General features: G+C 72.0%; 14 protein-coding genes and 2 pseudogenes. 10 read left to right on the forward strand and 6 right to left on the reverse strand.

Annotated elements, in window-relative coordinates; all coding sequences use genetic code 11:
* Positions 1–34: 34 nt before the first annotated feature.
* Genes ACPPVO_RS23380 through ACPPVO_RS23405 form a run of 6 tightly spaced genes read left to right on the forward strand, consistent with a single transcriptional unit; the run spans position 35 to position 8,597 of the window.
* A complete protein-coding gene (locus ACPPVO_RS23380) occupies positions 35–4,678 on the forward strand; it encodes a beta-ketoacyl synthase N-terminal-like domain-containing protein (protein ID WP_426513302.1) in 4,644 nt (1,547 codons plus the stop codon).
* Positions 4,668–5,036, forward strand: a complete 369-nt coding sequence (locus ACPPVO_RS23385) for an acyl carrier protein (protein WP_426513303.1) — start codon at positions 4,668–4,670, stop codon at positions 5,034–5,036. Before ACPPVO_RS23380 ends, ACPPVO_RS23385 begins: the two co-directional genes overlap by 11 nt.
* Positions 5,033–5,872, forward strand: a complete 840-nt coding sequence (locus tag ACPPVO_RS23390) for an alpha/beta fold hydrolase (protein ID WP_426513304.1) — start codon at positions 5,033–5,035, stop codon at positions 5,870–5,872. The genes ACPPVO_RS23385 and ACPPVO_RS23390 overlap by 4 nt, the downstream gene beginning before the upstream one ends.
* A gap of 9 nt (positions 5,873–5,881) precedes the next feature.
* Positions 5,882–6,844, forward strand: coding sequence for a sulfotransferase domain-containing protein (locus tag ACPPVO_RS23395; protein ID WP_426513305.1), 963 nt, complete (start codon positions 5,882–5,884; stop codon positions 6,842–6,844).
* Positions 6,841–7,572, forward strand: coding sequence for an SDR family NAD(P)-dependent oxidoreductase (locus ACPPVO_RS23400; protein WP_426513306.1), 732 nt, complete (start codon positions 6,841–6,843; stop codon positions 7,570–7,572). Before ACPPVO_RS23395 ends, ACPPVO_RS23400 begins: the two co-directional genes overlap by 4 nt.
* 5 nt (positions 7,573–7,577) lie before the next feature.
* Positions 7,578–8,597, forward strand: coding sequence for an alpha/beta hydrolase (locus ACPPVO_RS23405; protein ID WP_426513307.1), 1,020 nt, complete (start codon positions 7,578–7,580; stop codon positions 8,595–8,597).
* Here ACPPVO_RS23405 and ACPPVO_RS23410 read toward each other — a convergent pair.
* The 4 genes and pseudogenes from ACPPVO_RS23410 to ACPPVO_RS23425 all read right to left on the reverse strand — a co-directional run bounded on the left by ACPPVO_RS23410 (position 8,494) and on the right by ACPPVO_RS23425 (position 13,317).
* Positions 8,494–10,392 carry a flavin-containing monooxygenase gene (locus tag ACPPVO_RS23410; RefSeq protein ID WP_426513308.1) on the reverse strand — a complete coding sequence of 633 codons (1,899 nt, stop codon included), beginning with the start codon at positions 10,390–10,392 and terminating at the stop codon, positions 8,494–8,496. The genes ACPPVO_RS23405 and ACPPVO_RS23410 overlap by 104 nt on opposite strands.
* 305 nt (positions 10,393–10,697) lie before the next feature.
* Positions 10,698–10,853 (reverse strand): annotated as a pseudogene (locus ACPPVO_RS23415) (IS256 family transposase); the annotation flags it as partial.
* 205 nt (positions 10,854–11,058) lie between these two features.
* Positions 11,059–12,894, reverse strand: a complete 1,836-nt coding sequence (locus tag ACPPVO_RS23420; protein WP_426513309.1) for a tannase/feruloyl esterase family alpha/beta hydrolase — start codon at positions 12,892–12,894, stop codon at positions 11,059–11,061.
* Positions 12,895–13,089: 195 nt separating this feature from the next.
* Complete coding sequence (locus tag ACPPVO_RS23425) at positions 13,090–13,317, reverse strand: hypothetical protein (protein WP_426514966.1); 228 nt, start codon at positions 13,315–13,317, stop codon at positions 13,090–13,092.
* A 367-nt stretch (positions 13,318–13,684) separates the two neighbouring features.
* Here ACPPVO_RS23425 and ACPPVO_RS23430 point away from each other — a divergent pair.
* The 4 genes and pseudogenes from ACPPVO_RS23430 to ACPPVO_RS23445 all read left to right on the forward strand — a co-directional run.
* Positions 13,685–13,855, forward strand: a pseudogene (locus ACPPVO_RS23430) (ABC transporter ATP-binding protein); the annotation flags it as partial.
* 235 nt (positions 13,856–14,090) lie between these two features.
* Positions 14,091–14,411 carry a hypothetical protein gene (locus ACPPVO_RS23435; RefSeq protein ID WP_426514967.1) on the forward strand — a complete coding sequence of 107 codons (321 nt, stop codon included), beginning with the start codon at positions 14,091–14,093 and terminating at the stop codon, positions 14,409–14,411.
* A 122-nt stretch (positions 14,412–14,533) separates the two neighbouring features.
* A complete protein-coding gene (locus ACPPVO_RS23440) occupies positions 14,534–15,286 on the forward strand; it encodes an ABC transporter ATP-binding protein (RefSeq protein WP_426514677.1) in 753 nt (250 codons plus the stop codon).
* Position 15,287: 1 nt separating this feature from the next.
* Positions 15,288–17,840 carry an ABC transporter permease gene (locus tag ACPPVO_RS23445; protein WP_426513310.1) on the forward strand — a complete coding sequence of 851 codons (2,553 nt, stop codon included), beginning with the start codon at positions 15,288–15,290 and terminating at the stop codon, positions 17,838–17,840.
* A 34-nt stretch (positions 17,841–17,874) separates the two neighbouring features.
* On the opposite strand, the gene ACPPVO_RS23450 is transcribed toward ACPPVO_RS23445, so the two are convergent.
* Entirely contained in the window at positions 17,875–18,555 is a 681-nt protein-coding gene (locus ACPPVO_RS23450) for a response regulator (protein WP_426513311.1), read from the reverse strand.
* Positions 18,552–19,697 (reverse strand): sensor histidine kinase, encoded by a 1,146-nt coding sequence (locus ACPPVO_RS23455; protein ID WP_426513312.1) that lies wholly within the window; start codon positions 19,695–19,697, stop codon positions 18,552–18,554. Before ACPPVO_RS23455 ends, ACPPVO_RS23450 begins: the two co-directional genes overlap by 4 nt.
* Between the last annotated feature and the right edge of the window lie 404 nt (positions 19,698–20,101).

The following is a 20,101-nucleotide window of genomic DNA, read 5'->3' on the forward strand; positions in this document are numbered from 1 at the left end:
CGCGTTGCACGGCGACCAGACAGCCATCGTTGGTATGGCGGCGTTGCTGCCCGGCGCGGGTGACCTGGACGGCTACTGGCGCAATCTGGTCGAGGGTGTCGACGCGATCAGCGAGGTGCCGTCGGCCAGGTGGGATGCCGAGTTCTACGACCCGGCGCAGGCGCACCGTCCGGACCGCGTGTACTGCCGGCGCGGCGGGTTCGTCGACGAGTTGGCCACGTTCGAGCCGCTGCAGTTCGGCATCATGCCCGCTTCGATCGCCGACATCGACCCGGATCAGCTCATCACGCTGCGGGTGGCTGCGGCTGCCATCGAGGATGCGGGTGGTGCGGACCGGCTGCCCGACGGCGACCGGGTCGGTGTGATCATCGGCCGGGGCGGCTTCTTCAGCCCGGGCCAGGTCCGGCACAATCAGCGGGTCCGGATGCCCAGCCAGGTGATCCAGGTGCTCCGGGAGCTACTTCCCGACCTGCCGGAGAGCCGGCTCGAGGCGGTACGGCAGAGGCTCGACGAGCGGCTCGGCAAGCACCAGCCGGAGGGCCCGGTCGGGGTGGTGCCGAATCTCGCCGCGTCCAGGGTTGCCAACCGGCTCAACCTGCGCGGCCCCGCATACGTGTTGGACGCCGCCTGCGCCTCGTCGCTGGTCGCGGTCGATCACGCGATCTCCGAACTGAGCAGAGGCCGGCTCGACGCGGTGCTCGCCGGCGGTGTCCACCACGTGCACGACGTCGCCCTCTGGTCGGTCTTCGGCCAGCTCGGCGCGCTGTCCCGGCGCGGCGAGATCCGACCGTTCGACCGCGCGGCGGACGGGCTGCTGATGGGCGAGGGCACCGGAATCGTCGTACTCAAGCGACTGGCCGACGCGCTGCGCGACGGCGATCGGATCTATGCGGTGATCCGGGGCAGCGGGGTGTCCAGCGACGGTCGCGCCGCTAGCATGGTCAATCCGGCCACCGCCGGGCAGGCGCTCGCGATCGGGCGGGCCTGGGCGGCCGCCGGCCTCGACCCCACCGCGCCGGACGCGCTGGGCCTGCTGGAGGCGCACGGGACCGCCACGCCGATCGGCGACGCCGCGGAACTCGACACGATCGCCGAGGTGTTCGGTGCCCACGCCGGAGGCCCGAAGCCGGTGCTCGGCTCGGTCAAGTCGATGATCGGGCACGCCATGCCCGCGGCCGGCATCGCGGGGCTGATCAAGGCGGCCCTGGCCGTGTACCGCGGCGTGCTGCTGCCCACCCTGCACTGCGACGATCCGCGGCCGGAGCTGGCGCGGACCCGGTTCGCCCCGATCGGTTCGGCTCGGCCGTGGGAGAGCGAGGGACCGCGTCGCGCGGGCGTCAACGCCTTCGGCTTCGGCGGCATCAACGCCCACGTCATCCTGGAGGAAGCGCCGGACGCGGTGGCGGCCCGTCGCGGCGGCACGGGCACGACCGGGCCCGTGCCGTTGCGCGCCGCGCCGGTCGGCGTCGAGGAGCCGGACGAGATGCTGTGGCTCGCCGCACCGGACCCGGCCGCGCTGGCCCGCCTGCTCGACGCGGACGACACCACCGTTCGCGCCTGTGGCGCCGACAGGGCCCGGCAGGCCGGTCCTGCCGCTGGCGCCCGCGTCGAGGCCGGCGCCGAGAGCTGCCGGATCGGCATCGTCAACCCGGACGCCAAGCGCCTGGCCACCGCCCGTCTCGCCGTCGCGAGAGGGCAGTCCTGGCGCGGCGCCCGTGACATCTGGTTCAGCCCGGCACCGCTGCTGGCCGGCGCGGCCCCCGGCCGCCTCGCCTTCGTGTTCCCCGGGCCGGAGGCGGAGTTCCGCCCCCGCACCGCCGACATTGCGGCACACTTCGGCCTGGCCGACCGGCAGTGGTCCGCCGCCGACCTGGGCCGGCACAGCGGCGGCCTGGTCGAGCTGGGCCGGCTGCTCAACGACGCCCTGCATCGCATCGGGATCACCCCGGACGCGGTCGCCGGGTACAGCATCGGGGAGTGGACCGCCGCGGTGACGAGCGGGCAGGTCAGTGTCTCCTCCATCGACGAGGTCATCGCCGCGCTCAACCCGGCGTCGGTCGAGGTGCCCGGCCGCGCATTCGCCGTCGTCGGGTGCGCGGCCGAGCAGATCATCCCGCGGCTGGAGCGCTACCAGGGGGTGGTCCTCTCACACGACAACGCGCCCACGCAGTGCATCGTCAACGGTCCGGAGAGCGAGATCGACCGGCTGGTCGAAGCGCTGCGCGGCGACGGCCTCGTCTGCCAGAAGCTGCCGTTCCGCTCCGCCTTCCACACCCCGCTGTTCGCCTCCGGGCTGGAGTCGATCGGCGCCGCGCTGCGCCGCTGGCAGGTCCACCCGGCACGAGTACCCGTCTGGTCGGCCACCCTCAAGGCACCGTCGCCCAGCGATCCGGCCGGCGTGCGCGAGATGTCCATACGGCACATGCTCGAACCGGTCTGGTTCCGCGAAACCGTCCAGGCGATGTACGACGCCGGGTTCCGGGTGTTCCTGCAGGTCGGCGTCGGGCAGCTGGCCTCGGTCATCGACGACAACCTGCGCGGCCGCGACCACCTCGCCGTGCCCGTCAACGTCGCCCACCGCGCCGGCCTGAACCAGCTGCGCCGGGTCGCCACGGCACTGTGGGTCGAAGGCGCCGCACCTGATCCGCGGGCTCTGTATCCACGAGGCACGGCTTCCGTACGGGCCGCGGCGCCCGCCGCCCGGCCACCCGCCCGCCGCGGCCCGATCACGCGGCTCGACCTGGGCGTCCCGCTGATCCACCTCGGCGAGGGAGCCGAGGATCTGCTCGGCATGCCGGCCCGCGCCGCCGAGCCGGCCGGCGATCGGGGCGCGGGGCCGGCCGCCGTGGCGACGCACGCCGCGGCGCCTGCGGTGCGGACGCATGCCGCGGTGCCGGCGCCGCGATCGCCGGCCCTGGCCACGCTGCGCAAGCTCGCGGGGCGGTCGAGCGCCGCCGCCGAGCTCGCATCCCTGCTGGACGGCGCAGCGGATGGCGCAACGCACGGCGTGGCCATCGGCGACCCGGTACCCGGCGGCGGAGCCGGCCACGCCCCGCGGCCGCTGCCGCCGGATGTCCACCGCACGGTCCTGCGGGTCGCCCTCGACACGATGCCGTACCTGCACGACCACTGCTTCTTCGCCCAGCCCGACGACTGGCCCCATCCGGAGGACCGCTGGCCCGTCGTGCCGGCCACCACAGTCGTACAACACATGATGGACGCCGCCCAGCAGGCGGTCCCCGGCATGCGGGTGGTCGGCGTACACGACGCCCGGTTCAACCGCTGGTGTGTCGCCGCGCCGGCACAGGACGTCGAGATCACCGTCAAGGCCACCGCACCCGGCCGGCTCGCGGTGACCTTCGGTGCCTACGCCCGGTCCACGATCGAGGTGGCGCCGGATTACCCGGCCGAGCGTCCGGAGGTGTGGCGACACGACCCGGCCACGGAACGGCCACCGCGTTTCAGTGCCGAGCAGATGTACGCCGAACGGATCGTGTTCCACGGACCCCGGTTCCAAGGCTTGGCCGCTGTCGATGCCCTGGGCGACATGCACGTCCGCGGCGTCCTGACCGCCCTGACCCCGCCCGGCGCACTGCTCGACAACGCGTCCCAACTCATGGGCAACTGGCTCTTCACGACGCAGCCGTTCATCGCGTTGCCGGTCGGGATCGGACGTGCACGGTTCTTCGGACCGGCACCGGCGCCGGATGCGCCGGTCGACTGCGTCGTCCGGGTGCGCTCGGTCGACGATGCCCAACTCGTCTTCGACACGCAGCTCGCCGCCGACGGCCGGGTATGGGTGCAGCTCGACGGATGCGTCCACCGGCCGTTCGTCAGCCACCCCGCAATCCGGCCCGCCGAGCGCTTCCCGGGGCGCCATCCACTGTCGGTGCGCCAGCCGGAGGGGTGGACCATAGCGTTCGACCGCTGGCCCGACCTGGTCACCCGTGGCCTGGCCGCGCGCGGCATCCTCGGCGCCGAGGGCGTCGCCGAGTACGAGCGGCAGCCGCTCAAGGCGCGCAAGCAATGGCTGCTGGGCCGGATCGCGGTCAAGGACGCTGTGCGCTTCGGACTGTGGGACGACGGCCACACCGACGTATACCCGATCGAGCTGACGGTCAGCAACGACCCGAACGGGCGGCCCCGGGTGCGCGCGCGCTCCGGCCGTGGCTATCGCGACTGTGACGTCTCACTCGCCCACATCGCCGACGTCGCCGTCGCGATCGCGAAGCCACGCACACCCGGAGCACCGATCGACGCCCCCGGCGTCGGCATCGACGTTGCCGAGATCACCGACTATGCGGACAGCACGATCGCGTTCGCGCTGTCCGACGCCGAACGGCGGTTGCTCGACTCAAAGGTGACCTCCGGCGAAGACCGGCGCCTATGGTTCGCCCGCTTCTGGGCCGCGAAGGAGGCCGCCGCCAAAGCGGATGGCACCGGCCTGGACGGCGACCCCCGGCGGTTCAAGCTCGTGGCCGCCACGCCGGCTGCGCTGACCGTGCAGGTCGCCGACCGCATCTACCTGGTCGCCCATCGAGAAGTCTCCAACCCCGAGGGCCTGCCGCCACGATGCTACGTCGTCGGCTGGACATGGGGACCAGAGCCCGTCCACCCAACCGGTCGCCGTAGCGGCGCCAACCACGAACCAACAGAAGGGACATCTCATGTCTGCTGACCGGACCACGATCCTTGCCGAGGTCGCCGCGCTGCTGCACGCGGTCCGCGACCACGCCGGAGTCGACGGCGAGATCACGATGTCGACCAGATTCTCCGACGACCTGGAGATGGAGAGCATCGACATGGTCTCCGTCGCCGGCCGCCTGCAGGGCCGGTACGGCGACACGGTCAACTTCGCCCACTTCGTGGCCAGCCTCGACCTTGACTCGCTGCGGGACCTGACGGTCGGCCAGCTCGTCGAGTATGTCGCCGCCTCGCTCGACAAGGCGGAGGCCGGCACCGGCAACACGAAGGCAGGCCTCGGCAGCGTGAGCGACGCGCACACCGGCGTCGGCAAGGTGGGTACGCCAGCATGAGCATGGTGCTGGCCAATGGCCTGTCCATGCACGTGGAACAGCTCGCCCCGCCCGAACCGGCGTCCGGCGCGCGGAGCACCGCCCCGACCGCCGTGCTGATTCACGGTCTGGCCCTGGACACCTTGGCCAGCTGGTACCTCACCCTGTCCCACCCGCTCGCCGCCGCCGGTTTCGACGTGGTCATGTACGACCTACGCGGCCACGGACGCACGCAACGCCCGCCGGAGGGCTACGCGCTGGACGACTTCGTCGACGACCTGGCGGCGCTGCTGGCTACGCTGGACGTCACCGGCCCGGTCCACCTGTTCGGCAACTCATTCGGCGGCACGATCGCGTTCGGCTACGCGGCGCGCCACCCCGAACGGGTCGCCACCATCGCGACGATCGAGGCCATGCCGCCCACCGCGGTCTGGCTCAGGCTCGTGCCCCGGTGGATCGGCAACGCCGCCGCCTACCTGCAGCGTGAGCACGCGCTCGCCGGGAACAACCCCGGACGCGGAGAGCGCGCCAGCCGGTGGGCCAAGACCATTGGCGAAGTGCTCGCGGCGACGACACTCGCCCGCGACGTGCCGGCCAGCCGGCTGCCGGCGGAGGAGCGCATCGCCGCGATCCGGTGCCCGGTCCTGTGCATCTTCGGCGGCGAGTCAGCCGTGGACGAGGCGACCACCGACATACGCCGGCTGCTTCCGCGGGCACGAATCGTCACCGTGCCCGGCCAAAGGCACTCCGTCCTCGTCGACCAGCCGAACAACATCCGCGACATCATCCTGCCCTGGCTGCGCGAAGCCGGCGGGCAGCACTGCGACGATCACCAACTGGCACGCATCGACCAATAGGACATTGCGATGGACCCAGCAAGCCATGACCACGCCATCATCATCAACACCGGCCGGTGCGGATCGACACTGCTGTCCGACCTGATCGCCGAGCAGCCCGACACCCTGTCGGTCCAGGAGTTCCTCATGTGGGTGCCGTGGACCGCCGGTGCGGAGGTGCTCACCGGCGAGGCGTACTGGTTGACATTGAGCAGCCCCAGCACGCAGCTCGCCACCCTGTTCAGGATCGGGCTCACGCCGCCCGAGGTGCGCTACCCGGCGCACGGTCGCTGGGCCGGCAACCTCACCGAGCTGCCGCAGATCCTCGCGACCACACTGCCGAAAATCTCGGCCGACCCGGATGGCCTCTACGACACGCTCGCCGAGCTCGTGCCCGGGTTTCCGGCCCAGCCGCTGGCGCGGCACCACCGGATGTTCCTGGACCTGCTCACCTCGCTCACCGGCCGGCGGCGCTGGGTCGAGCGGTCCGGCGGCTCCAGCAACATCGCCCCGTGCCTGCTGCAGAACTTCCCGGACGCGAAGATCGTTTATCTGACCCGGAACTGGACGGATACCGCCGAGTCGATGAGCCGGCACTCCTGCTTCCAGCTCATGCAGCTGCGAGTAGAGTGCGCCGGCCGGTACGGCGTCGACCCGTTCGAGATCACCCCCGGCCAGCTGGTGCCGGCGGAGGTGGAGCGCTACCTGCCCGGCCGCCTGACCGCCGAGACGCTCCGCGAACGCGGCCGGGACGTCAGGCGTTACCGGGGACTGTGCGCGTTTCTCGCCGGCCAGGCCGAGCAGGCGATCGCCGACGCGCGCCCACGGCACCTGCTGACGATGGCGTACGAGGACCTGGTCGACGACCCGCCGGCGCAGCTCGGCCAGCTGGGTCGGTTCCTGGGGTTGGAGGACTGGCAGCAGTGGGCGGACCGGGTGGCCGGATCTGTCGTGGCCCGCCCGGCCGCGCGCGCGACGGCGGCGCTGGCATGAATGACTTCGCGGACAAGGTGGCGCTGGTCACGGGCGCGGGCTCGGGCATCGGTGAGGCCTGCGCCGGACTACTGGCCAGCCGCGGCGCCAGCGTCCTCGTCGCCGATCTCGACCTGTACGCGGCGACACGTGCCGCCGAGGCCATCGGCAAGTCGGCCCAGCCCTATCAGGTCGACGTGACCGACCCGCACGCGTGCGAGGCGATGGTCGCCACCGCATTGGAGACGTTCGGCCGGCTCGACGTCGCGGTGAACAACGCGGGCGTCGGCGGGCCGCGGGCGCTCACGGGGGAGTACCCCCTCGACGGCTGGGCCGCCGTGATCGCGGTCAACCTCAACGGCGTGTTCTACTCCATGCGGGCGGAGATCCCCGCCATGCTGGACAACGGCGGCGGGAGCATCGTCAACATGGCATCGATCATGGGAACGGTCGGATTCGCGCGGTCGGTGGCCTACGTGTCGGCGAAGCACGGCGTCGTCGGCATGACCAAGAGCGCCGCCCTCGAGTACGCCAGGCACGGGATCCGGGTGAACAGCGTCGGACCGGGCTTCATCCAGGCGCCCATGCTGTCCCAGGAGGGCGCCGCCGGCGTGGCCTACCTGCACCCCACGTGCCGGCTGGGCCGCGCCGAGGAGGTCGCCGAGCTGGTCGCGTTCCTCGCCTCCGACCGCGCGTCCAACACCACCGGGTCGTACTTCGTCACCGACGGCGGCTACACGGCGCAATAGCATCGATGACGTACTCCGACCTGACGGTCTCCGACCTGACCGTGTCCGATCGACCGTCGGCGAACGCGGCGCTGGTGCGGCAGATGCTGCAGCACGCGGCGCTGCGCCGTCCGGCCGCCCTTGATCAACGGCGGATCGCGTACGAACGGGCGGCCGAGGTGTTCACGGCGCCGCCGGCCGGCGGTGAGGCGGTACCGATCGGGGCGGCGTCCGGGACCTGGATCCGTCGCCCCGCCGCAGGCCGGCCCGTCCTGCTCTATCTGCACGGCGGCTTCTACTGCATGGGATCGGCCCGGTCACATCGGCACCTGGCGGGCCGGCTGGCGGACCTCACCGAGGCCGCCTGCCTGATTCTGGACTACCGCAGAGGTCCCGAGCACCCGTTCCCCGCGGCCGTCGCCGACGCCGTCGCCGCTATGGAGACGATCCGGGCCGTGGCGCCGGCCGGGCCGGTCGTCATCGCCGGCGACTCGGCGGGAGCGGGCCTGGCCGTGTCGGTGGCGATGCGCCTGCGCGACGACGGGGCCCGAGCACCGGACCTGCTGATGCTGTTCTCGCCGTGGACGGACCTGACCTGCTCGTTGCGCAGCCATCAGGAGCTGGCGTCGGCGGACCCGGTGCTGGCCACCGAGGATCTCCTGGCGATGGCTGAGCTGTACGCCGGCAGCGCCGATCGGCGGCATCCCGAGATCTCGCCCATCTTTGGCGACCTCGCCGGCCTACCACCGGTGCTGGTCCAGGTCGGCGGCCAGGAGGTGCTGCTCGACGACGCCCTGATGCTCGTCGAGGGCATCCGCACCGCCGGTGGACAGGCGATCCTGCACCACTGGCCGCACATGTTCCACGTCTGGCAGTGGTACCACCCGATCCTGCCGGAGGGAGTCCGCGCCCTGCACGATGCCGGTCAGGTCGCCCGGACCGTCACGGCAGGTGCAGGTACTGCGCGGAGTCGAACCGGCGGGTGCGCCGCCGGTACTCCTGCGCCGGGAACGGCCAGTTCTGCGCCGAGCGGCCCGCCTGGTTGACGAACCAACCGCCGGCCTTCGAGAAGCCCCAGGCGCGCTCTGCATTGGCCGCGTCCACTTCGGCATTGAAGGCGTCGCAGACGTCGCGGCGCACCTCGACCGCCCGGTGCGGCGCATCGAGCAGATGCCGGACCGCGTCGAGCAGGTAGGTGACGCCGCACTCCGACAGGAAGATGATGCTGCCGCCGTGCCCGGCCAGATTGGTGTTGGGCCCGTAGAGGCAGAAGAGGTTGGGGAAGCCGGGCACGGTGAGGCCGAGATACGCGCGGGCGTCGCCGTTCCAGGACCGGTGCAGGTCGATGCCGCCACGGCCGGTGACCGTCATCGGGGCGAGGAACTGCGACGCGGCGAAGCCGGTGCCGTAGATGATGACGTCGGCCGGATGCTCCGCGCCGTCCGCGGTCCGGATCCCTTCCGGCGTGATCCGCTCGATCCGCTCGCTCACGAGCCGGACATTGCTGCGCTTCAGCGTGGCAATCCAGGTGCCGTTGTCGCGCAGGATCCGCTTGGCGCCGACCGGGTAGGCCGGTATCACCAGCCGTTCAAGGTCGGGCCGCCCGGCGAGCTGGCCCCTCGTGTAGCCGGTCAGGGTCGCGCGGAGGGTGTCGTTGACCGCCGAGACCGCCCGCTCGCTCGGCGGGTAGTCCCGGTCGACGACCCAGCCCTCCAGCACTTGGTGCAGCCCGGGCGCCAGCAGCCAGAAGCGGTACCAGGCGGAGTAGTACGGCAGGTGCTCGTGCAGCCAGCGCAGCCCGTCGGCGACCGGCTGGTGGTAGTTCGGGGTTGGCCGCAGCCAGGGGGGCGTACGCTGGAAGATCCGCAGCTCGCCGGCCGTCTTCGCGATCTCGGGGACGAACTGGATGGCGCTCGCGCCGGTGCCGACGACCGCGACCCGCTGTCCGGCGAGCCGAACCGAGTGGTCCCAGCGGGCAGAGTGGAACGCCGGGCCGGTGAACTCGTCGCGGCCCGGGATGCCGGGCACGTGCGGCCGGTTGAGCTGCCCGACGGCGGTCACCAGCACGGTGCTGGTGACCGTGCGTTCACCGTCGGGCCCGTCCAGGGTGAGCCGCCACCGGCCCGCCGGCTCGTCCCACGTGGCAGCGCGCACCTCGGTGTCCAAGCAGATGTGTTCGTACAGGCCGTGCTGCTTCGCGAAGTCCATGAAGTACCGCAGCAGGTCGTCCTGGGTGCTGAAGTGGTACTCCCAGTCGGCGCGCCGCGCGAACGAGTAGCTGTACAGGTGGCTGGGCACATCGACCCGGCACCCCGGGTAGGTGTTCTCCAACCAGGTGCCGCCGACGTCGCTGTTCTTTTCGTAGACGACGACCGGCACGCCGGCCTGCTTGAGCCGATACGCGGCGAGTAGGCCGCTCATCCCGGCGCCCACGATGGCCACCTCGACGTCCCGTGCGCCAGGCAGGTCGTCACGGCTCCAGCCGGGCGCCTTGAGGTCGGCGCCGGGCAGCGCGATCTCCTCGGCCAGCAGCGGTACCAGGTCCGCCGTGTCCATGCCCAATGCCCAGCTGCTGATCCGGTGCAGCGTCGGCGCGTCCGGCGCCGGTGCCGGCGCTCCCCCTCGCAGCCCGGCCAGCACCGCGGCCCCGAGCGCTCGGGCCTCCTCCCGCTGCCGGGCGGTCAGGCCGCCCTGTGGCAGGAACAGCCAGCCGGGCGGGCGCAGGTCGTCGCGAAGGATCGAGGTGTCGCCGGTCAGGTGCGCCACCGTCATCAGGAGGGCGGGCACCTCGGCGTCGCGAAGGTGGCGACGCAGTTGCGCGTCGTCGGCATCGATCGTCATGGCAGATGTCTCCGGTCGGGGCCGTCGCAGTCGTCACCGGCGGCGGATCGGCTGTCCACGCCGGTACAGCAACAGCGGAATGCGGCACTCGACTGTGGCGAGGCTTCGCAGAGCACCGACGAGCCGTCGTCCGCGCGTGAACCCACCTGCGTTCGGACTGATGCGACAGCTGCGTGGCAAGCGCTGTGGGCCGCCGGTGCGCGCCGAGCGTAACACGCTGGTCGCGCCGGCCGCCGCCTTACTGGCCGATGCCGACGAGCAGCCTGTAGAGCTCGTAAATCGGGTTCTGGTCTGCGCGGCCTGTGTAGGCCACCTTCGCCGGTCAGCTGCAGCCCAGCAGTGCGCGCCTGCTCCACCAGCTGGGCCACGAGCGGCTCGTCGACACCGTACACCTCCGGCTGGGCCGGCTTCCGCTTCGCCACCAGGCCAGTATCAGCCTCGGCGATCACCACATCAGACATCAGGTGCTACTCCTTGATCAGGAGTTACACCGTTCGTTTTACAGTCCCACCAACGAGGAAAATCGTACGGGAGTGTGTACTGCGGGGTGTTCGTGCCGACCGCAGGCTGCCAGCCTGAATCCGGCTGGGTGGGTCGCCGTGCTGGCGTGGCCTACGCGTCGCCGGTCATCGATACCGTGGGGCGTCGGTCGCAGCCGCGAGGCATTCAGCGGCAGTCGGCGCCAGCCGCGCCGTCGGTAGTTCCATTGCTGCGGTGGGTGATCTGCGGGTAGCGGCAGAGGCTGGTGGTGATCTTCCGGCCTCCGGTGCCGGTCGTAGCTGCGGGCAGCGTGTCGGGTGCGTGGCCGTGTTCGACCCACGCGGTGAGGGCCGTGAGCGGATCGGTCGGGACGGGTCCGTGCCCACCGTAGCAGTGGCCCACGCCCGGGGCGAGGAAGACGCGATAGAACCGGTCGATGGCCCGTGCGTCGCCCATGTGCCCCTCGACCCGTCGACGGTAGTCGATCGTCCCCTGCGGGAAGACGATCCGGTCGGCCAGGCCGTGCCAGGTGATCAGTTTGCCGCCGGCGGCGCGGAACGCGGACAGGTCGGGGTTGTCGGTACCGATGACGGCGTTGTAGCGGGCTCGGGACCATTGCACCAGCCGCTCGAACTCGACGTGGTCGATGTTTGAAGTGGCGTAGTCAGGCTGCTGCAAGAGGAAGTACCTGATCCAGTTCTCGGCGATCGGGAACGGTGCACCGTGCCGGGACCCGAACGGGGGCTTCGCGGTGGCGGCCAGCGGGGTGAACGGCGTGCCGCGCAGCAGGCCGTACCACAGCTGCCTGCCGGACGTGCTCGTGGGACCGTCCCAGATCTTGCGGACGATGTCGGCGTCCGTCTGGCTGACGCGCACGGTCCTGCCATGGCAGACGACGCTGCTGCCGACGAGCGTGTTCGGGTCGAAGCCGCACCGCTCCGGCCGGCTGACGATGCCATCGGTGACGCCGTCGTCGCCGTCGCAGGCGGCGACCGCCGCGCGGTTGAAGGCGTCAAACTCGCACGCGGTGGGGTACACGTGAGCCTCGTTCATGACCACCTGCGGCCAGAACTGGGCGACGGTGAGCCGGTCCCAGTTGATGGCGGGTGCCGCGGCAAGGATGCCGTTGAAGTCAGTGGGGTAGCGCTGGGCTTCCATCAGGCCCTGCCGACCGCCGGTCGAGCAGCCGGTCCAGTACGAGTATGCGGCGGGTCGGCCGTAGAAGCTGGCCGTCAACTGCTTGCCGATCACGCTCATCTCGTGCACCGAGCGGTGCGCAAAGTTCTCCAGCAGTGCCTCGTTGACGGTTCCGTCACGGTTGAGGGCCCAGTCCGGCCGCCCCAGGCGGCGGGTCCGGGCACCAGCGTCGGTCGTGGCCACCGCGTAGCCCTCGCGAACCGCCGGGACGAGCGCACGCTCGGATCCGCCGGCGGAGAACCCACCGCCTCCGGTCGCCTGGAAGCGCCCGTTCCAACTCCTGCGCGGCAGCCAGACTCGCAACCCCACCCGGTCGCCAACCCCCAGGTGGGTGAGCGCGACGCTGACGTCGCAGAAGGGCGGAAGTCCAGTGACCACATGTCGCGTCCCACCGTCCAGGTAAGCGAACCCGCCCGGGTGGCCGACCGCGGTCACGGACAGGATGCGGACACCGGAAACCTGCGGCCAGCCTGTGTGCGCGCACCTACCGGCGCCGCCGACAGCGATGGACGTGGACGCCACGCAGGCCGGCAGCGCGAGGATCACAGGGACCACCAACGCCACCAGTCGGGCCGACAGGCGTCTCATCGCGCTCTCCCAAGCTGGGGACCGAAAACGAACGAGTGGAGCGACTCGGCACAACCTGGGCCGTCCACGATCGGCTACCCAACGCCGGTGCCGCCAACCGGCGTTGCGGATAGCGGCCCGCCCCGCGCTGTGGATCGCCTCCGCGCTGGGCGCCGCGATGACGTTCACGATCAGCGGGTACGGCGTGGCGTGGAGCGAATCCGACCCGCGCGCGGCGATGGCCCGCGTGGCGGTCACGTGCGTGATCGTGCCGCCGGTCGTCTACGCCCTCCTCGTCTCCGACCGGGCGTCGCGCGACACCGTCCTGCAGGTCGGCGAGGTGCTCGACGCCGGCCCGGCCGGCGGGGGAGCGCGGTTCGCCGGCAAGTACGCGGGCAGCTGCCCGGCCGCGGCGGCCCCGATCGGGCTGCTGTACCTCGGCGGCGCCGTCGCCTACGCGGCGATGCACGGCGCGCCGGCCGCCGTGCTCTGGGCCTTGATCGGCGCCGGAACCGTCCTGGTGCCGGGGCTGGCGATGCTCGGGGCGGTCGTGCTGTGCCTGCCGCTCGTCCTGCCCGTGACGCTGTCCCGCGTGCTGCTCGTCGGGCTGTGGCTGTGGCTGGGCTGGCTGTTGCCGCCGAAGGCCGTGCCGGGGCCGGCCGAGAGCGTGCTGTCGGCCACCGGCGGCTACGCCATCGACGTCTTCCTGGGCTATCGCGGACCGCACGGCGGCGTGGTCGGCTTCGCCTGGCCGGTCCCCGGGCCGCGTGGAACGCCATCCGCCGGCGCCCTCACCCGCGACCGCCGCGCTGCAGATCGCGCTGATGCTCGCCGTCGCGGCCGCGGTCCTCACCGCCGTCGCATTGCGCCGACGCAACCGTTAGGAGCCAACGATGATGGACATCGCCGTGCGCGGCGTGACGATGCGCTACCGGCGGGGCAAGCGCGCCCTCGACGGCCTGGACCTCGAGGTCCCGGGCGGCATGTTCGGCCTGCTGGGCGCCAACGGGGCGGCAAGACGACGCTGCTGCGCCTGCTGGCCGGACTGCTGCATCCGACCGAAGGCCGGGTCGAGGTCGGCGGGCACCCGCTGTCCACGCGCGCCGGGCGCCGTGCCGTGCGGCGCGCACTGGGATATCTCCCGCAGGACTTCGGCGTCTATCCCGACCTGACCGCCCGGGAGTTCCTCGACTACCTGGCGTTACTCAAGGGCGTCGACCGTACCGCCGAGCGTCGCTGCCACATCGGCGCGCTGCTCGAACTAGTCGATCTCAGCGGCCCGCCGACGACAAGCTTCGCACGTACTCGGGCGGGATGCGCCGCCGCGTCGGCATCGCCGAGGCCCTGCTCGGCGACCCGCGGCTGTCATCGTCGACGAGCCGACCGCCGGGCTCGACCCCCAGGAGGCGCGTCCGCTTCCGCATCCTGCTGTCCGGCTCGCAGGCGAACGGACCGTGCTACTCAGCACGCATATCGTCGAGGACATCGCGCAAACCGGCCCTCAGGTCGGCGTGCTTGGTGCCGGCCGGCTCCGGTTCACCGGCACCAAGACGCTGACCGCTCTCGCGAACGGTGTCGTATGGAGCGTCACCGCGACCGACCCACCGCCGGGCACCACCGTCGTGTCGGCGCTGCCCGAGGGTGCCCGGACCCGCTACCGCGTGCTGTCGCGCACTGCACCGGCCGAGGGCGCCCGGCCGGTCGAGCCGACCATCGAGGACGGCTACCTCGCCCTCACCGGTGCGCTGACACCGCGCCGCGACGTCCGACCCTAGCGGTACGGCGCCGCCGATGTACTACCTCAGCAGTACGGCCGGATGAGTGCTTGGCGTCAATGTCCGGCGGCCGCCCCGCGCCTAGCGTCAGGAGGCATTGGCCTGATCACGAGGGGTGCGTCATGACGTTGACAACAGAGGATCCGCCGCGCCGGTGGGCGGTGCGGACGACCGATCTGCTGAAGGTGTACGGCTCCGGGGACACCGAGGTCCGGGCGTTGGACGGGGTGAGCGTCCGGTTCGAGCGCGGCCGGTTCACCGCGATCATGGGACCGTCAGGGTCGGGCAAATCGACCCTGATGCATTGCGCGGCCGGCCTCGACGCCGTCACCGCCGGTGCGGTACACATCGGCGACACCGAGCTCGGCGGGCTGTCCGACCGGGCGCTGACCCGGCTGCGGCGGGTGAGCGTCGGGTTCGTGTTCCAGTCGTTCAACCTGCTGCCGACGCTGACCGCCGAGCAGAATATCCGGCTACCGCTCGACCTGGCCGGGGTCCGGGCCGACACAGCCTGGTTCGCGCACATCGTGGAGGTGCTGGGGCTGGCCGACCGGTTGCGTCACACGCCGTCGCAGCTGTCCGGCGGCCAGCAGCAGCGGGTCGCCTGCGCGCGGGCGCTGCTGCCCCGGCCGGAGGTGGTGTTCGCCGACGAGCCGACCGGCAACCTGGACTCGCGCAGCGGCGCCGAGCTGCTGGACCTGCTGCGCCGCAGCGTGCACGAGCTGGGGCAGACTGTCGTCATGGTGACGCACGACCCGGTCGCGGCCGGGCATGCCGACCGGGCGCTGCTGCTGGCCGACGGGCGGGTCGCGGCCGACCTGGCCGGCCCGACCGCGGACGCGGTGCTGGACCGGCTCAAGCAGCTGGGGGGCTGAGATGTTGCGGACCACCCTGGCGGGCCTGCGGGCCCGGCGCTGGCGGATGATCGCGACTGCGCTGGCGATCGTGCTCGGTGTCGGCTTTGTCGCCGGCGCGCTGGTGTTCGGCGACACGGCCAAGGCCGCGCTGTACGACGAGTACGCGCGGACGGCGCAGCGCATCGACCTGAGCGTGCAGCCGCCGCCGGCGCACGGCGGCGAGAAGTCCAGGGTGGAACCGGTACTGCCGACGTCCACAGTGGACCGTCTGCGGTCGGTCGCTGGGATCGGCGTCGTCATCGGCCGGATGAGTGAGCCGCTGCCGCTGCTGGACCGCAACGGGCGGCTTGTCACCAACTTCGGGCAGTCGGGCGTGGCAATGTCGGGGGGTGACGACCCGGGGCTGCGCGGATACGACGTGACCACCGGCCGGGCCCCGGCCGCGGTCGGCGAGGCGGCGCTGGACGAGGCGAGCGCGCGGCGTCTGCGGTTCGCCGTCGGCGACCGGATCGTCGTGCTCGACACCGCGCAGCAGCGCCACGAGCTGCGGCTGGTGGGAGTGGTCGGGTTCGGCGCGGCCAAGGAGTACGCCGACCGCTCGGTCATCGTGCTCACCGAGGCGGACATGGCCGCGATCGCTGGGGCCCGGGGCTACCGTGAGGTGGTCGCGACCGTCTCCGGCGCCACCCCGGCTGACCTGCTCCGCCGGGCCCGGGCGGTGCTGCCGTCCGACGCGGTGGTGCAGAGCGGCGACGAGCGCCGCCACGACATCGCCACCAATGCCGTGCACGAGGTCGACACGTTCCTGACGGTGCTGCAGATCTTCGCCGGGATCGCCGTGGTGGTGGCGGCGTTTGTGATCGGGAATACCTTCAACATCCTCATCGCCCAGCGGATGCGGGAGCTGGCGCTGCTGCGCTGCATCGGCGGTTCGCGCGGCCAGGTGCTCGCCTCGGTGTTGCTCGAGGCCGCCGCGGTCGGGCTCGTCGGCGGCATCGCCGGACTCGCCTTGGGCCTCGCGGTGGCGTACGGCATGTTCAGCGGGGCCAACGCGCTCGGCGCCGCCCTGCCCAGCCATGCCCTGGTGCTCACGGCTACCCCGGTCGTCGTCGCCGTCGTCGTCGGCCTGGTCGTCACCGTCGCCGCCGCGCTCGTGCCGGCGGTCCGGGCCGGGCGGGTGTCGCCGCTGGCCGCCTTGCGGGCGGTTCCGTCGGCGCGGATCGGGTCGCGCGGGAATCGGATCCTGCTGACCGTGGTGGTCGTGCTGACCGCGGCGGCCGGTGTCGCGCTGACCGTCCGGGGCGAGCAGAGCACCGATCCGAAGACCGGCACGCTGCAAGTGGTGGCCGGTGGGGTCGTCGCGTTCCTGGCGGTCGTGCTGCTGTCGCCGCTGTACGTCGGGCCGGTGATCGCCGCGCTGGGCTGGCTGCCCGGCCGGATCCTCGGTACCCCGGCCCGGCTCGCCGCCGCGAATGCCCGCCGCAGCCCGGGCCGGACCGCCGCCACGACCGCGGCGCTGATGATCGGCATCGGGCTGATGGCCGGCGCGGTCGTGCTCACCGCGACCATCCAGGCCACGGCGACCGCCCAGCTCGTCTCGCACTATCCGGTCGACTTCATCCTGCAACCGGCCGACACCGGCCAGCATGGCGTCAGCGTGCCGCCCAGCGCCGTGGCCAGGCTCCGCGCCGACCGTCTCCTCGGCGCCGTCGGCGAGGTGCGCCTCGACACGGCGACCAGCAACGGCAGCCGCACCCAACTGGGCAGCTTCGACCCGGCCGCGCTGCGCACACTGGCGACCTTCCCGATGACCGCCGGCTCCCTCGACGACCTTCGGCCGGGCACCGCGATCCTGTTCACCGGCGCGCCCGAGAACCGGACCCACCGGCTCGGCGACCACATCGCCGTGGTCAGCTCGGCCGGCAAGCGGCTGGACCTGACCGTCGTGGGGCTGATCGCCGGGACCGCGCGCACCGGCGACACGCTCATCTCGTGGGACGACTTCACCACCGTGCGGCCGACCGGCGGCGACGACATGGTGCTCGTCAAGGCGGCCGCCGGGGTCCAACCGGACGCCTCCCGCAACGCCGTCGAAGCCGACCTGGCCGACTACCCGGACGTCGCGGTGAACAGCATCGCCGGCTGGCGCGACGAGATCACCGGCACCGTCGACCAGCTCATCGGGGTGGTCGCCGCGCTGCTCGCGTTCGCCATGCTCATCGCGCTCGTCGGGATCATGAACACCATGTCGTTGTCGGTGTTCGAACGCACTCGAGAGTCCGCGCTCGCCCGCGCGCTCGGGCTGACCCGGGGCCAGCTGCGGGCCACCCTGCTGTACGAGGCATGCCTGATGGCGCTGGTCGGCGCGCTCGTCGGGATCGCGTTCGGGGTCACCTACGGATGGCTGACCGCCCGGATCATGTTCGCCACCATCCAGCCGCTGATCCGGGTTCCGTACGGGCAGCTGATCGTGCTGCTCGCCGTGGCCGCCCTGGCGGCGATCGTGGCCGCGGTCCTGCCGGCCCGCCGAGCGGCGAGCGCATCGATCGTGGCCGCGATGGCCGAGACGTAGGCAGTCCGTCACCCGGGCTGGGCGGCATTTCCGCTCAGCCCGGCGCCCCGGGGCGGACCATGCCCGTCTCGTACGCGAGGACCACCAGCTGCACCCGGTCCCGTAGGTCAAGTTTGGTCAGGATCCGGCCAACGTGCGTCTTGACCGTCGTGTCGACGATGTGCAGCCGGACCGCGATCTCGGCGTTGGACAGTCCCTGGGCCACCAGCAGCAGCACCTCCTGCTCGCGCTCGGTCAGCCCGGCCAGCGCCGTTCCAGCCGGCCGGGGCGGCGCGAACTGGCCGGCGAAGCGGTCTAGGAGCCGGCGCGTCATCCGCGGCGCGACCACCGCGTCACCGGCGGCCACGATCCGGATCGCGGCCAGCAGCTCCTCCGGCGGCCCGGTCTTGAGCAGAAACGCGCTCGCACCGGCCTGCAGCGCCGCGAACGCCTCCGCGTCCGTATCGAACGTGGTCAGCACCAGCACCCGCGGGCCGCCCGGCCCGGCGCACAGCCGCCGGGTCGCCTCGATGCCGTTCATCACCGGCATCCGGATGTCCATCACCACCACGTCGGCTGGCTTCCCCTGCAACAGCCGCAGCGCTTCTGCCCCGTCGCCGGCCTCGGCCGTGAGCGTCATGTCCGGCTGTGCCTTGAGCACCATCCGGAACCCGGCCCGCACCAGCGGCTGATCGTCCACCACCATCACCCGGATCGTGGTCCTGGCCGCGTTCATGTCGCCTCCTGCACCGGCAGCGTGGCGTCCACCTGCCAGCCGCCGCCGAACCGAGGACCGGCGCTGAACTGCCCGTCGTGCACCGCGATCCGCTCCCGCATCCCGATCAGCCCGTGCCCGGCCGCGCCGGGGGAGCTCGAGAGCCGGCCGCCCCCGTCGTCGATCACGCTGATCCTCACCAGCCGCGGACTGTACTCCAACCGGATCGTCACCTTGGCCTCCGCGCCGGCATGGCGGATCGCATTCGTCAGCGCCTCCTGCACCACCCGGAACACCGTGAGCTCCTCCGCCGCCGACATGTCCGGCGGGTCGCCGACACTCTCGTACGTGACCGCCAGCCCCGTCGAGCGCGCCCGCTCGACCAGCACGAGCACCTGCCCGATCGTCGCCACGCCCCGATCCGGGTCGACCGCCGGCCCGTCGCCGCGCAGCACCCCGACGATGCGATGCATGTCGCCCACCGCGTCCCGGCCCGTCGCCGCGATGGTCCGCAGCGCCTCCTCGACCTGGGCCGGGTCGTCCGCGAGCGCGTACCTGGCCCCCTCGGCCTGCACGACCATCACGGCGAGGGTGTGGGCGACAACGTCGTGCAGCTCCCGCGCAATCCCCGCCCGCTCGCCGGCCAAAGCCAGCTGCGCCAGGTGGTCACGCTCCCGCTCCGCCGTCGCCGCCCGCTCCTCAAGACTGCGCAGATACCGCCGGCGGGTGCGCAACGTGTATGCGACCAGCCACACCGCCGTGCAGAAGCCGAACAGCAGCAGGGCCGAGTACCACCACCGGAACGTGAGGTGCCGGACCTGCTCGATGACCAGCCCGACGGCGACGATGCCCGCGGCCACAAACCCGTGCCACAGCACCGGCGCGTACTTGACCACCGAGTACATCGCGATCAGCACGGCAATGTCGAAGCTGGTCGGGTCGGGCCGCCCGAGGATCACCAGATGACCCAGCGCGAGGGCCGAGACGACCAGCATCACCGTCAGCGGGCGAAAGCGACGGAAGCCCACGGCGATCGCCATCGCCACCCCGAACAGGACATGCGGACGGTACACGTAGGGCACCGTCAGCATCGCCACGCCGCCCGCCACCGCCAGATCGAACAGCACGGACCGGACGGTGACGCACTCCGCCCCGGCCACCATGCGCACAGCTTAACCAGCCGAGACGTGCAACCGGCCACGCCATTGCGGCTCGAGCGCGTCAGGACTGTTGTTCTCACCGATCGGTGTCGGACATGTCCACGACGCGGTGGCACGATGTCAGGCGTCACGATGACGCCAAGCTGGAGATAAACGGGGAGGTGCAGGCCGTGGCCGTAGGGAACAGCGGGTCGGCGGTGTCGTTGGGGACGTCTTCTCGGGATGCTGTAACAGCGTGCATGGACGACGGCAGTTCGAACGGGAGCGTCCCGCGGGCCGGTGACCGACCGAGCAGGACGCCGAGCAGGGCTTCGTCGCTGACGCCGAAGGTGCCGATGAGCGCGGCCGCGGTGGCGGCGAGCGGGTCAGGACCGCGGGCCGATCGAGCATGACGTCGACCACCGTGG

The sequence above is a fragment of the Dactylosporangium sp. McL0621 genome, assembly GCF_049995355.1.
In the GTDB taxonomy this organism is placed as follows: Bacteria; Actinomycetota; Actinomycetes; order Mycobacteriales; family Micromonosporaceae; genus Dactylosporangium.